Below are 15,430 nucleotides of genomic sequence, written 5' to 3'. Positions count from 1 at the left end.
CGTTCGAGAGAGCGTCAGTACCAGACCATCGCCGTGGCGTATCTGTCGAGCTCTTTGATGTAGACGCGGATCGTGTTGCCGGGGAACCCGTAGTAGCAGTTGAGGTCGACGCTGCCGTTCGCGGGGACGTACGACAGCGTGCCGCCACCCCACTTGTTGCCGTCGTCGCACTGCAGGTGGTAGTTGCCTGGACTGTTGAAGTTCGCCACGGTCAGCCTGACCTTGGCGCAGGAGGACGAGCCGCAGTCGGGCCAGGACCCGGAGGCGCCCTTCTCGGTCTTCAGCACCTCGGCCGGCGGGTCGTTGGTGCGCGCGGAGTCGGAGGCCTCCGGTGACCACTGGCCGGCGCTGTCCTGCGCCCTGACCTTGATGCTGTGGGTCTCCTTGTATCCGCCGCCGACGGTCCGGGAACCGCTCACGGCGACGTTCTGCCAGCCGCCGCCGTCGACGCTGATCTGCACGACGTCGATCTTGCGGCCGTTGCCCGAGCCGGAGGCATCCCAGTTCAGCTGCACCTGCGTGCCGAGGTTCTTCGCCGTCGCCTTGGGGGCGAACGGCACGCCGTACGGCACCGCCGATGCCGCGTTCGACGGAGCGCCCGAGTAGGTCGAACCGTCGACCGTCGCGACCCCCCTGACCTCGACCTTGTAGGTCGTGCCGTTGGTGAGTCCGGAGATTGTCGGACCGCTCAGGGCCTGCCAGGTGCCTCCGTTGAGCCGGTACTGATAGCTCACCTCGCCCGTGCGCGCGCCGTTGCGGGAGCCCGGGGTGTAGGCGATCACGATCGACTTGTCGTGCGGTTCCGCCGTCAGTCCGGTCGGCGCCCCGGGGGCGTTCACTCCGCGGCGCGGCGCCGACATCGGGCTGTACTCTCCCCAGCCCGCCTTGTTGGTCGCCTTGATGCGGAACGTGTAGGCGGTCTCCGAGGTCGGCAGAGTGACCGCCTGGCTGGTGGCGCCGGCGCCGGGCGTCACCGTGCGCCTCAGCGTGGACCCCTCGTAGATCTCCAGCTGGTAGCCGTCGATCGCGTCGCCGTTGCTGTTCGGGGCGGCCCAGTTCACCTGCATCTGCGCCTGGTCGCCCACGCTCGGGATCTCCGTCGTCGTCGGCGCCGCGGGCGCGAACGGGGGGCCTGCGGGGATCTCGGATGCCGACCAGCCGCTCCAGCTCGACGGCTCGGGCGCCTTGTTGTGCGCCTGCACGCGCACCTGGTAGTTGGAGCCGTTCTCCAGCCCCTCCCAGGTGATCGAGTTGCCCGTCACCTCTTTCTGGGCGATGCCAGACGGCGGGGCGGGCGAGATCTCGAGCGTGTACCTCTCCACGGGCGAACCCGGCGTCGACGGGGTCACCCAGTTCACCTGGAGCGACTTGTCGCCGAACTTGAGCGACGGCGGGTTGGGCGTGTCCGGACGAGCGTCGGGACGCGCCACCTCGGAGGTGCCGGACGGCTTGCCCTCGCCGACGCGGTTCGTCGCGGTGACGCGGAACGTGTACTCGACGTTGTTGGTCAGCCCGTCGAGCGTGCACGTCGTCGACTGGCACTCCTTGCGGTACGAGGAGCCCTGCGCCGAGGTCACCGTGTACTTGGTGATCTCCGCGCCGTTGTTCGACGGCGCCGCGAAGGAGATGACGACGGTGCGGTCCTGCACGCTCGTGACCGTCGGCGCGCCCGGGGCCTCTGGTACGCCCTGCACGGTGACGACGACCTGGCCGTTGGCCTCGCGGTCGGGATCGTCGGTCGCATCCTTGATGCGGTAGCGCACCACCATCGTGCCGACGAAGTTCGCCGACGGGGTGACCACGAGCTCGTCGCCCTTCTTCGAGACGTCACCAGAGCCGGACTCGACGACGTACGACACGATCTCGAGCGGCGTCTCGGGGAAGGGGTTGAAGTCGTTGGCGAGGACCGGGACCGTCACCGACTTGCCCTGATCGGCCTGGCCGACGGTGTCGGTGTTGGCCGCGGGCAGAGCACGGGTGGATGCCGCGACGATCACCGAGACCGTGCCCTCGACGGGCTCGGTCTCGCCGTCGCTGATGCGCACGTCGAGGGTGAGGGCGGTGCCCTTCTTCGCGCTCGACGCGGCCTCGACGAGCAGCTTGTCGCCGTCGACCTTCGCGGTCACGCCCTTGCCGTCCCCGCCCACGAACGCGAAGGTGTGCTCGTCTTCCGGGTCGGGGTCTGTGGTGAGCGCGGCGAGGTCGAGTGCCGTGTCCTTCTCGCCCGGCGCGACCTGCACCTGTCCGCTGACGAACGTCGGCTGCTGGTTCTCGGGCGGGAGCACGTCGATCGGGATCGTGAGAGTCGCCTTGCGCCCCTCTGGATCATCGGGCCCCGTGCCGTCGGTCACCTCGAAGGTGATCGCGTCCTGACCGAAATAGCCGGCCGCGGAGGTGTAGACGAGCGTCGACTCGTCCTTCACCAGATCGGCGCCGTCGGCGTGCACAGCGGAGACCTTGGCGTGCTCGGTGATGCGGGCCGTGCCGCCTCCGGCCACGGTCACGTACTTCGAGAGCGGGAGCGAGATGGTCTCGCCGCTGACCACCTGCACGGGCTTGGTCGAGTCGATGGTCGGACGCAGACCAGACACGGCCGGCACGAAGATGAACGCCGACGCCTGCAGACCGTCCTGGTCCGTGAGCGTGTACCGGATGAGCTGCTGCTCGTCCGTGACGGTGACCCTGACCTTGCCGTTCTGCAGCGCCGTCGCCCCGGCGCCGAGGTCGAGATCGAGGGAGTCGGTCGTGCCGTCGGGGTCCTCGTCGTTCGTGAGGATCTCGATGTCGGCGGTCAGCCCGCCGTCCTTGAGGTCGTCTGGACGCACCCGGTCGTCGCGCGCGACCGGCGCCTGGAGCGGCACGTCCTCGTCGACCGTGACCTGCAGGATCGCGGATGCCGTGGCTCCTCTGGCGTCGCGGATCGTGTACTGCAGTGACGTCTCGAGAGACCTGTCCGGGGCCTGCACGAGCACACGGTCTCCCGAGACCCTGGCCTCGAGCTCCTTCGGGACCTCGAGTCCGCCGTTCTTCTCGCTGACGAGCGTGATCTCGTCGCCCTCGGGGTCGGAGTCGTTGGCCAGCACGGGGACGGCGATCTCACGACCCGGACGCACGACCACGGCATCCTTCACCGCGTACGGATCCTGGTTGACCTGCTCCGGTGGGGCGATGCCGACGCGGATGGTCGCGATGCCCTCCTTGCCGAGGTGGTCGCGCACCCGGTACTTGAAGGTGTCGACGCCGCTCGAACCCGTGAAGGCCTCGTAGGTGAAGTAGTTCGCGCCCGTCTCGTTGATGCGGCCCTTGGTGGGGCTGGAGGCGATGTCGAGGAGCTCGACCGAGTCGCCGTCGGCGTCGATGCCGTCCAGCGGCACGGCGATGCTGATCTCCGTGCCCGCGAGGGCTCGGGCGACGAGGTCGCGCGGCCGCGGCGCCGCGTTGGTGTCCTCGTCGACGGGGAGGATCTGGATCGTCACGTAGCCCGCGGCCTTCTGCTGACGCGAGTCGACGGCCTCGTACGTGAGGTAGACGGTCTTCGCCTCCGGCCCCGCCTTGAAGCGCACGGTGTCCTGCGACACGAACGCCTCGCCGTCGTCCGGGTCGACGAACGGCTCGATGAGCTCCGGGGCGACGTGCATGACGTCGTCGTTCGGATGCGTGTCGTTGTCGAGAACGGGGATCGTCACGACGTCGCCGGCCCGCACGGTGACCGTGTCGGGGTTGGCGACCGGCTGCATGATCGTGTCGGGCGCGGGGATCGGGATGACGACGACCTCGCCCTCTGCCGACTTCGACCCGTTCGAGATCGTGTAGGTGATGCGCGCCTGACCGGTGAGCGACCCCTGGTCGGTGATGCGCAGCGTCTCGTGGTTGATCACCGAGACGGAGACGCCGGAGCTGGGCTCCATCGACACCGACTGGACCACGAGGATGCCGCCGCCGGGGTCCTCGTCGTTGGCGAGCACCCCGATCAGCACGTCGCCTCCGGAGGGCAGCAGGGCGACGTCGCGCACGGCGACGGGAGCGAGGTCGGATGCCCCGGCCTCGAGCACGTCGACGCGGACGAGCCCCTCGCCGTTCTTGGGCCCGGCGGTCGCGAGGTACTGCACGTAGTAGGTGCCGGGTGCGTCGGCGGAGAAGGTGAACGTCTTGTTCGTGAAGTCGGGGATGACGGTGGCGCCGGGCACCTCGTCGACCCGGCCGAGACGCAGCGGCTCCCTGCTGGAGCTCGTGTCGTTCGTGAGCGGCGCGACGGTGACCTGCTCGCCGACGCGGGTGACCACGTGATCGGCGTTCGTCTTGGGGTCGGTCGTGCCGGGAGGGCGGACGTCGATCGTGATCGACGCGGTGCCGACCTCGCCGGAGCCGTCGGCCACCGCGACCTCGATGTCCTTGCGGCCCTGCAGGCTCGCCGTGGCCTTGTACGTGATCTGTCCGTCGGTGCTGAAGTCGACCTCGTCGCCGGGGGCGGCCGCCACCGCCTTCAGGTAGATGTCATCTCCGTCGGGGTCGATCCAGTCGGGGAGGATGTTGTACGACACCGTCCCGCCGCTCTCGACGGTGAGGCTGGTCTTGCGCTTCGGCGCAGGCGCGCCGTTCACGTCCCAGTCGTGCACCGAGAGGGTGACGGCGGCGGTGTCCTTGCCCTTGCGTCCGTCGTCGGCCTCGTAGGTGAAGGTCGCCGAACCCGTCGCCTTCTCGTCGACGGCGATCTGCAGGGATCCGCCGTTCTGGATCGGCTGCACGGTGCCGATCGAGGGCTGCTGCTCGGCGAGCGCCGCCACGAGGACGTCCCCGTCGGGGTCGTTGTCGTTGTCGAGCACCGGCAGGAGGATGGAGGCTCCGGGCCGCACCCCGAAGGAGTCGTCCTCCGCCACGGGCGGGGTGTTCTCCTCCTTGCGGTCGGGGAGGGTGGTCTCGACCGTCTCCTGGGTCGTGTCCTCCTCGTTCTCCGCCTCGCCCTCCGGGGGCGTCAGGTCGTTCCAGTTGTCGACGCGCTGCAGGCTCTCATCGGCCATCCAGGCCGCTCCGCCGACGGCGTCGTTGAGGATGATCACGTCGCGGTTCACGCGGAAGGTCAGCGAGGCGGCGTCTTCGGCCCCGTCGATCTTCGCCTCCACGTCGTCGGCGTCGCCAGGACAGTCGCGCACGAACCGCGCCGAGCCCGCCCATGCGCCGTAGAAGCACCCGCGCAGCGACACGGGGACGGCCGGATTGCCCGTGCCGTCGACCGCGGTCTCGGTCGGATCGCTCCCGTCGAGCGGCACGCTGAGCAGCGCCGACGGCGTCGCGATGGCCACGGAGTCTGCCGCGGCGGACGACTGCTGCAGCACGGCATCCGCCGCGTCGGGGATCTCGGTGCGGAAGCCACCGGGGGTCATGACGACACCGGTAGCGGCATCCAACACGACGGCCGTGCGTCCGACCGCGGTGATCGTGGGCGCCTCGTCGGTGTCGATGTCGCCGACCGACGCCTCGGACGGATCGAGGGGCTCGCCCTCGTTGTCGACGGGGATGGTGACGACCTCGCCGCGGGCGGCGGAGAGGCCGAACACGGTGCCGTCGTCGGCGACCGCCACGTCGGCGCCGTCGCCGAGCTCGGCGGTCGGGTCGACCGCCTCGATCTTGAAGCCCGCGATGGCCCTGACCGCGATGACCCAGAGGTTTCCGGACTTCGGGTCGAGGATCGCCGCCGTCTTGTTGCCGAGCACGACCTTCGCGGACGATGGGATGCCGGAGCTGTCGCCGAGTGCGACGCGGGCCGGATCGACGGCTGTGAGGGTGGAGGAGCCGCGATCGACGACGAGGACGTTGCTCTCGTCCTGCAGGATGTCGTAGTTCTCACCGGTCGTGCGCAGGCCGCCGTCGAGGACCGTGGACTCGTGGTTGAAGTGCCCGACGAGCAGGCTCGAGGTCTTCGTGATCCAGACGCCGCCGTCGTTCAGCTCGACCTTGGTGGTGGGGTTGCCGTCGTAGGCGAACGCGAGGGTGGTGATCGCGATGGCCGCGGCGGCCACGCCGGCGGCGGAGGCCAGCGTCTTCGGACGCGCACGCATCCATGACAACGCCTTCATCCCCGGTATCCCCCCTGGGTTGTGCACTCTCGGACTCGGCCGACACGCCCGAGGGCGCGCGGCATACCAGATGAGTCTAACTTGCGCGGCGGACGCTCTCGATGGGGAGGAGTCCCCACCGAGAGCGCCCGGCGCGCACGGGCCGAACGCCTGCTAGAAGTTGCCTTCCCTGGCGCTCGACGGGTTGCCGCCGATGATGTTCAGACCCTTGCGGGTGACGAAGCCGTTCCAGCAGTCGATGATCACGGAACCGTTCGACGGGATGTTGACCGGGAAACCCGCGTTGGTGGAGAACACGCTGCCGTCGGCCGTGCACTCGACCCGGTACGAGCCGCCGGCGAAGTTCTTCGTGTTCAGCTGCAGGTTGTAGCAGGGACCGCCTCCGACGCTGGTGCAGCCGTTGGTCTTGGCGTTGCCCCGCGTGACCCACGCCTCGGGCACGGGCTGGCTGTCGGTGACGGCGGATGCCGACACGACGTTCGACCACTGGCCGGCCTCGTCCTTGGCCTTGACCTGGATGCTGTGCGTCTCGCTGTAGCCGCCGCCGAGGCTGCGACTGCCGTTGAGTCCGAGGTCCTGCCATCCTCCGCCGTCGAGGCTGACGAGCACCTGGGTGATCGCACGGCCGTTCGCAGCCGGAGGAGACCACGCGACCCTGACCGAGGTGCCCTGGTTGGTCGCGGAGGCGCCGGGGTTCTGCACGGGTCCGTACGGCCTCAGAGCCCCCGAGGCCGCCGATGGCGCACCGGGCTGCGACTCCTGGCCGCCGACGACCGAGTAGGCCCTGACCCGCACGGTGTAGCTGCTGCCGTTCGCGGCGTTGATGCGCGTGCCGTCCCAGTTGCGGCTCCAGGCGCCGCCGCTGAGGGAGTACTCGTAGCGCACCTCTCCTCCGGAGGCGCCGTTGGTGTCGGAGAGCGAGTACGAGACGGTGACGTACCCGTCGTGCTCCTGAGTGCCGGTGATGGTCGGGGCCCCTGGGCTGCCGAAGGCGCGCTGCGGCGCGGAGGCCGGGCTCTGCGCGCCCCACCCGGCCTTGTTCCGCGCCCGCACCGAGTAGGTGTAGTCGGACGTGGACGTGTCGACGTTCACGGTCTGGCTGAGCTGGGTGCCGGCGATGCCGGGGATGCGGTTCACGACCCCGCCTCCGCGCATCACGACGAGCTCGTACTCGGCGATCGCGTCGCCGTTCTGCGGTGCGGCGGCCCAGGACACCGTCATCTGCACCTGCTTGCCCACCGACGGCGCGCTCTTCGCCGTCGGCGCCGCGACCGTGCCGGGCACACCGGCCGGGATCTCGCTCGCCGACCAGCCGCTCCAGCTCGACGGCTCCGGCGCGCGGTTGTGCGCCTGGATCTGGATCTGGTAGTTCGAGCCGTTCTCCAGCCCCTCCCAGACCAGGGAGTTGCCGGTGACCCCGGACTTCTCGGAGATGCCCGAGGGCGGGGCCGGAGAGATCTGCAGCGTGTACGACTCGACCGGCGAGCCCGGCGTCGTGGGCGTCGTCCACGAGACCTTGAGGCTCTTGTCGCCGAACACGAGCTTCGGCGGCTGGGGTGTGTCCGGACGCGCGTCGGGGCGGGCCACCGCGGAGGTCGGAGACGGCTTGCCGTCGCCGACGCGGTTGGTCGCCACGACCTGGAACACGTACTCGACGTTGTTCGTCAGCCCGTCGAGCGTGCAGGTCGTCGACGTGCACTTCTTCGTGTAGTTCCCGGCGACGGACTTCACGGTGTAGGAGGTGATCTCCGCGCCGTTGTTCGAGGGCGGCGACCACGACAGCACGACGGTGCGGTCCTGGACGCTCGACACGGTCGGCGTTCCCGGCGCCTCCGGCACGCCCTGCACGGTCAGCACGATGCGTCCGTCGACCTCGCGATCGGCGTCCTTCGTCGCATCCTGGATGCGGTAGCGCACCACCATCGTCCCCACGAACTCCGCAGCGGGCGTGACCTTCACCTCGCCCGCAGTGAACGAGACGGTTCCCGATCCGGTCTCCGTCGCCGCGGAGACGACCTTGAGCGGCGTCTCCGGGAAGGGGTTCACGTCGTTGTCGAGAACCGGGACCGTGACGGTCTTGCCCTGGTCGGCCTCCGGCACCGTGTCGGTGTTCGCGGTCGGGAGCGATCGGGTCGAGGCGGCGACCAGCACGGCCACCGACCCCTCGACCGGCTCGGTCGTGCCGTCGTCGATGCGCAGCCCGACGGTCGCGCTCGTGCCCTTCGGCGTACCGGAGTCCGCCTCGACGAGCAGCTTCGAGCCGTCGATGCGCGCCTTCACCCCGCCGGGCGGCTGGTCCACGATGCTGAAGCGGATGCCCTTCGCGTCCTCGGGGTCGGGGTCGGTCGTGAGGGCGGCGAGATCGAGCGGCATCGCGGGCTCGCCCGGAGCGACCTCGACCTGGCCGTTCACGAACACGGGCTGCTGGTTCTCGGGCGGGAGCACGGTGATCTGGATCGTCAGCGTGGCCTTGCGACCCTCAGGGTCGTCAGGACCCGAGCCGTCGGTCACCTCGAACGTCAAGGCGTCCTTGCCGAAGTACCCCTGCTTCGACGTGTAGACGAGGGTCTTCTCATCCTTGATCAGGGACGAGCCGTCGGCGTAGACGGCACTCACCTTCGCGGCCTCGGTGAGGAGCACATCGCCGCCGCCGGCGACCGTGACGTACTTCGACAGCGGCAGCTCGACAGTCTCACCGCTCTTGACCTCGACCGGCTTGGTCGAGGTCAGGGTCGGACGGAGCTCGCTCATCGCGGGGACGAAGATGAAGGCGGATGCCTCCTGGTCGTCCTGATCGGTGATCGTGTAGCGGATGAGCTGGCGCTCCTGGCCGACCGTGACGCGGATCGTGCGGTCCTCCCGCACGACGCCGCCTGCCCCGACCGAGAGGTCGAGCGCGTCGACGGTGCCGTCGGGGTCGTCGTCGTTCACGAGCACCTCGACGTCGACCTTCAGGCTGTCCTGCACGTCGGAGGCGACGATGCGGTCGTCGCGCGCCGTCGGCACCTTCAGCGGAACGTCCTCGTCGACGGTGATCTGCAGCACCGCGGTCGCGGTCGCTCCCCTGGCGTCGCGGATCGTGTACTGGATCGACGTGTCCATCGCCTTGTCGGGCGCGGTGACCACGACGCGGTCGCCGGACACCACGGCCTTGACGCCGGCATCCGGCGGGATCTCGAGGCCCTTCTTGACGAGCGAGATCGCGTCGCCCTCGGGGTCGGAGTCGTTCGAGAGCACGGGCACCGCGATCGTGCGACCCGGGCGCACCACGACGGTGTCCTTGACCGCGTACGGAGCCTGGTTCGAGGCGTCACCGGGGGCGATGCCGACCCTGATGGTCGCGACGCCCTCCTTGCCGAGGCGGTCGCGCACCCGATAGGTGAACGAGTCGACGCCGGTGGCGTCGCCGAACGCCTCGTAGACGAGGTAGTTGCTGCCGGTCTCGGCGACCTGGCCCTTCGACGGCGCGCTCTCCTGCCCGACGAGCTCGACCGAGTCGCCGTCGGTGTCGATGCCGTCGAGCGGGATCGCGATGCGCACGGTCGATCCGCTCAGCGCGCGGACCGTGAGGTCCTTGGGCTTGGGGGCGGAGTTCGCCTCCTCGTCGATCGGCCGCACCTGGATCGTGACGTACCCGGCGTCCTTCTGCCCGAGGGAGTCGACGGCCTGATACGTCAGGTAGACCGTCCCCGGGGTGTCGGAGGCGCGGAACCGGACCGTGTCCTGCGACACGAACGCCTCGCCGTCCTCCGGGTCGACGAGCGGCTCGACGAGGTCGGGGGCGACGTGCAGCACGTCGCCGTTGGGGTGCGTGTCGTTGTCGAGCACCGGGATCGTGACGACGTCGCCCGCACGAACGACGACCTGGTCGTCGTTCGCGACCGGCGGCATCAGCTGCTCGGGGCGCGGGATCGGGATGACGACGACCTCGCCCTCGGCGGTCTGACTGCCGTTGGAGATGCGGTAGCCGATCCGCACGGTCTCGTCGAGCGCGCCCTGGTCGCCGATGCGCAGGGTCTCGTGGTTGAGCACCGACACCGAGATGCCGCTGTGCGGCGGCACGGTGACCGACTGCACGACGAGGATGCCGCCGGCCGGATCGGAGTCGTTGCCGAGCACGCCGACGAGCACCTCGCCGCCGGCGGGGAGCAGGGCGACGTCGCGCACCGCGATCGGCGGGAGCTCGGTCTCGCTCGGCTCCAGCACGTCCACACGGACGAGACCAGGAACCGCGTTCGGGCCGGCGCTGACCAGATACTGCACGTAGTAGACGCCCGCGGCATCCGACTGGAAGGTGAACGACTTGTTCGGGAAGTCGGGGACGATGATGGCGCCCGGGGTCTCGTCGACCTTGGCCAGGCGCAGCTGCTCACGGCCGGAGCTCGTGTCGTTGACGAGGGGCGCGACGGTGACGGCCTCCCCCACGCGGGTCACGACGTGGTCGGCGTTGGTCTTCGGGAGCGTGGAGCCTGCGGGCCGGACGTCGAGCCGGAGCACGCCGGTCGAGGTCTCGCCGAGCCCGTCGGCGACCCTGATCTGGATGTCCTTGCGCCCCTGCATGCTCGCGACCGCGCGGTACGTGACCTGACCGTCCGTGGTGAAGTCGACCTCATCGCCGGGCGCCGCCACGACGTCCTGCAGGTAGATGTCGTCGCCGTCGGGGTCGAGCCAGTCCGGGAGCACGTTGTAGGAGACCGAGCCGCCCTCCTCGACCGCGATGCCGGTCGTGCGGCGCTGGACGGGCGCGCCGTTGGTGTCCCATCCGTGCACCGAGAGCTGCACGTTCGCGGTGTCCTTGCCGCCGCGGCCGTCGTCGACCTGGTACTCGAACGACCCGCCGCCGGTCGCGTCCTCGGGGACGGCGATCTGCAGGGAGCCGCCGTTGTTGACGGGCTGCACCTCGCCCAGCGCCGGCTGGCTCTGCGCGAGCGAGGCGACGAGCACGTCGCCGTCGGCGTCGGTGTCGTTGTCGAGCGCGGGCAGCATCGTGGTGCGCCCCGGCCGCACGCCGAACTCGTCGTCCTCTGCGACAGGGGGCGTGTTCTGCTCGCTGCGCTCGGGGAGCGTGGTCTCGACCGTCTCCTCGGTGGTGTCCTCCTGGTTCTCCGTCTCCCCCTCCGGCGGGGTGATGTCGTTCCAGTTGTCGACGCGCTGCAGGCTCTCGTTGGTGAGCCAGGCCGCGCCGCCGACCGCGTCGTTCAGCACGATGACGTCGCGGTTCACGCGGAACACGAGGCTCGTGGAGTCCTCGGCATCCGGGATCTTCTCGTTCACGTCGCTCGCATCGCCCGCGCAGTCGCGCACGAAGCTCGCTGACCCGGCCCAGGCCCCGTAGGTGCAGCCGCGAAGCCACACCGGGGCGGCGGGCACGCCCTTGCCGCTCGCCTCGGTCTTCGTCGCCTCGCCCCCGGCGAGCGGAACGCTCAGCAGCGCAGACGCGGTCGCGACGGCCACGGCGTCGGTCGCCGCCGACGGCTGTTGCAGCACGGCATCCTCCGCGTCGGCGATCTCGGTGCGGCCGCCTCCCGGGGTGATCACGACGCCCGCGTCGCGATCGAGCACGACCGGCTTGTCCCCGACCGCGGTGATCGAGTGCTCTCCCGACGGATCGATGTCGCCGACCGACGCCGACGACGGCTTGAGCGCCTGGCCCTCGTTGTCGACGGGGATGGTGACGACCTCGCCCTTGTCGGCGGAGAGGCCGAACACGGTGCCGTCCTTCGCGACGGCGACGTCGGCGTTCTCCCCGAGCTCCGCCGTGGGGTCCGCCGCCTTGAGCTCGAAGCTCGCGATGCCCTTGACGGGGACGACCCAGAGGTCGCCCGACTTGCGGTCGAGGATCGCCGCGGTGGCGGCGCCGAGTGCCACCTTCGCCGAGCCGGGGATGGACGCGGAGTCTCCCAGCGCGACGCGCGCCGGGTCCACGGAGCTGAGCGTCGCAGCTCCCGTGTCCACGACGAGGACGTTCGCGGCATCCTGCAGGATGTCGTAGTTGTCGCCGCTGGTGCGCAGCCCGCCGTCGAGCACGGTGGACTCGTGGTTGAAGTGCCCGATCAGCAGGCTCGACGTCTTGGTGATCCAGACGCCGCCGTCGTTCAGGTCGACCTTGGTCGTGGGATTGCCGTCATAGGCGAAGGCCATCGTCGTGATCGCCACGGCGCTCACGGTGACGGCGGCCGCGGAGGCCAGGGTCTTCGGACGTGTCCGTACCCATGACAGAGCCTTCATTTCGCGGTGTCCCCCCGGTCGATGTCCACCGCCCGATTGAGGACGGTCGACGCACCTGTCGAGTCTAACCGCGCGATGAAGAGGCGCACATGGGGAGGACTGCCCATCGGATGCCGTGGGGCGCGGCATCCGATGGGCAGGGTCTCAGCCGCGGGTCGCGCGGCGGCGGATGACGAGCACCGCGCCGGTGGCGGCCAGCGCGAGCGCACCGGCGAGCAGCAGCCACGCGGGCTCCGCGCCCGTTGTCGCGAGTCCTCCGCCCGGCGCGGTCGACCCCGACCCGCCGTTCGCGCCGCCGGAGGCGTTCGCTCCGCCTGTGCCGCCGGTGCCGTTCGCATCACCGGTGCCGCCCGCCGCGGTGACCGTGACCGCCGCCGTCGCCTCCGTGCCATCGGGCAAGATGACGGCGAGCGTGTGCGCCCCGGCGGGCGTGCTCTTCGGGATCGTCACCGTGGTGCGGAAGGCGCCGTCGGCATCCGTCGTGACCTGCCCGACCCGCACCGGGGTGGAGCGCAGCTCGATCGCCAGCTCAGCCGACGCCGGGAAGCCCGTGCCGGAGACCGCGAGCTCGCCGCCGGCGACGACGGTGTCGGCGCCGAGGTCGATCAGCGGCTGCGCGGGCTCCACCGGAGCATCCGTCGGCAGCGGGACGTCGACGTGCTTGATCTCCGAGGCGCCCGTCGTGGAGAACGAGTACACCGTCACCCGCACGCGGTCGTCGTAGAGGGCGGCGCGGAGGCCCACGGGGTCGGCGCCGCCGACGGCCTTCTCCTCCCAGTCGCCGCTCGGACCGTACATCGTCGTCACCGCGCCGGTGTTCACGACGGTCGGCGCGTGCGCCTGCGCCGGGTCCGTGCGCAGTTCGGAGCTCCAGTCGTTCAGAGTGGGCGACCAGTGCGTGTGGCTGTTGAACATGATCACGTTCGGGTTCTGCGCGAGCAGCGCCGCGAAGCGCGCCTCCTCCTGGCCGTAGTCGTTCTTGTAGAAGCGCGCGTAGGAGCCAGAGACCGAGTACGGCAGCAGGTGGTGCGAGAAGAGCAGCACGGGCTTGTTCTCGGCCCGCCAGTGGTCGAGGCGCTCGCGCAGCCAGGTGTACTGCGCCGAGCTGAAGTCGACGAAGGGGCCGGAGCCCGTCTTCGCGGAGTAGTCGTACGACTCGCTGCCGATCCAGATCAGGGGCAGCTCGCCGTCGACGAGCACCTCGCCCCACAGTCCGCCCTGACCGCCGACGTCGCGCATGCCGGTCGTGTCGAGGAACCGCTTCTGGTACGTCGCCGACCCGTCGCTCCCGTAGTACTCGTGGTTGCCGATGGTCGAGACGACCGTGCCGTACTGGCCTCCGCCGCCCGCGGCGAGCGCCGCGAAGTACGCGGAGTAGTTCGACGTCGAGCCGTTGCTGACGAGGTCGCCGTTCGAGACGAGCACGTCGGCCTTCTGCGTCATGCCGCGGAAGCCGGGGATCACGTTCTGGCTCAGTCGGGTGGTCGCACCCTGCACGTCGCTGAAGATGTCGACCACGGCCTGCGCCGTGGTGCCGTCGGCGAGGGCGGAGAGCGGACGCACGACCTGGACGTCGTCCAGCATCCAGGAGCCGGATGCCGCGGCCGCCTCGAAGTCGACGCGCACGGTCATCGCCTTCGCCCCCGCTGGCACGGAGAACGGCAGCCGCAGCTGGGCGGATTCCTCATCCGCATCGGAGAGCGCACGGAGCACGGTCTGCGTGCCGTCGTCGAACGACACCGTGACGGTGCCCTGCTGGGCGCCGCCGCGCTTGCGGTAGTGGCTGTCGAGACGCAGCTCGAGCGCGTCACCGGGCGTCACCGCGATCGGAGCGGAGGTCAGCGTGCCGTCGAAAGCGGCCTTCGCCGATTCGGCCACGGCGATCCGCCCGGAGGCGCGGGTGAACGCGTGCCTCCGATCGGTGCCGTACTCGGCGATGACGTCGGCGATGGTCGAGGTCTTCCACGACCCGCTGGCCGTCCAGGTGTCGGCCTCGAAGCCGTCGAACCAGATCTGCTGCTCGGTCGTGTGGGTCTCGGCGTCGCCCGCACCCAGCACGGTGATCTCCAGGGATGCCGGCGCGATGCCCGCCCCTCCGAGCGACAGGGTCGCCGACCCGGCAGGGGTCCCGGCCGGGAGGGTCACCGAGAAGGAGGTCTCGCCCGCGGCATCCGCCACCGGGATCCCCGAGACGGCGTCGGCGCCGAGCAGCGCCTCCAGCTGCTGCCCCTGACGGAGCCCGCCGATCTGCACGGGCACCGTCGCGCCCGCCGCCGCGACGGGCTTGGTCGCGGAGAGGATGCGCGGGGTGGAGTCGACCGGAGCCGTCTCGCCGATCTGCACGTCGTCGATCATCCAGAACCAGTTGTTGCTGCTCTCGGCGTAGGACCAGCCGATCTGCACGCTGCCCGCACCCGACGGCACCGGGACCGCGACGGAGACCTGCTCGTCGAGCCGGTTGCGCGAGAACGACTCCACGGTGACGGGTGCACCGTCGTCGAAGCGCGCGACGAGCTGCGCCGTCTGCGGGGCCTGCCCCTGCTTGTAGTGGCTGTCGAACGTCACCTGCACGGCGCCGGCGCCGGACTGCAGGTCGAACTCGGGCGCCCAGAGCACCGAGCTGAAGCGCCCTGTGGTGGGGCGGTTGGAGTCGGAGTGCACCACGGCGGTCATGCCGTCGGCGCGGGAGAACGATCCGCGATCGCCGCTGTTGCCCCAGGTCGACAGGACCTCGGGCACGGTGTGGAACGTCCACCCCTGCCATCCGGTGCGCATGCCGGCGATGTTGCTGCTCTCGACGCTCCAGCCCGCGGGCGCCTGGGCGGCGGACCCGGTCGTGAAGCCCTCGGCGAGGGGTGCGGGCGCGGCGGCGACGGCGGGGCTCGCCGCCGCTCCGGCGATCAGGGCGAGAGCGGCGGAGGCCGCGAGGGCTCCGATTCCGCGTGTGAGTCTCATGTGCTTCTTCCTCGGGAGTGGGGGACCGTGGGTCGGACGATGCGGGGTGAGGGCGCGGGTATCGCCCGATACGAGCCTGCTGAATGCAAGTAGTCATGACAACTTCTGGCAGCGAAGTTCCCCGAATGTTCACCGACAGGCATCAGACTGGTCAGAGAGCGGGATCCCATCCC

3 protein-coding genes are annotated in these 15,430 nt (G+C 70.2%); all 3 read right to left on the bottom strand.

The features are described 5' to 3' along the window. Positions 1-14: 14 nt before the first annotated feature. Positions 15-6,056 (bottom strand): Ig-like domain-containing protein, encoded by a 6,042-nt coding sequence (locus CQ047_RS07570; protein ID WP_258132524.1) that lies wholly within the window; start codon positions 6,054-6,056, stop codon positions 15-17. A gap of 171 nt (positions 6,057-6,227) precedes the next feature. Next, entirely contained in the window at positions 6,228-12,302 is a 6,075-nt protein-coding gene (locus CQ047_RS07565) for an Ig-like domain-containing protein (protein ID WP_105673857.1), read from the bottom strand. Between the two features lie 144 nt (positions 12,303-12,446). Continuing rightward, positions 12,447-15,257, bottom strand: a complete 2,811-nt coding sequence (locus tag CQ047_RS07560; RefSeq protein WP_105673855.1) for a metallophosphoesterase — start codon at positions 15,255-15,257, stop codon at positions 12,447-12,449. Positions 15,258-15,430 lie beyond the last annotated feature (173 nt).

Origin of the sequence: Microbacterium sp. MYb72 (assembly GCF_002979415.1) — a bacterium.
Taxonomy (GTDB): Bacteria; Actinomycetota; Actinomycetes; order Actinomycetales; family Microbacteriaceae; genus Microbacterium; species Microbacterium natoriense.
This window is presented reverse-complemented; position numbering and strand designations above follow the sequence as displayed.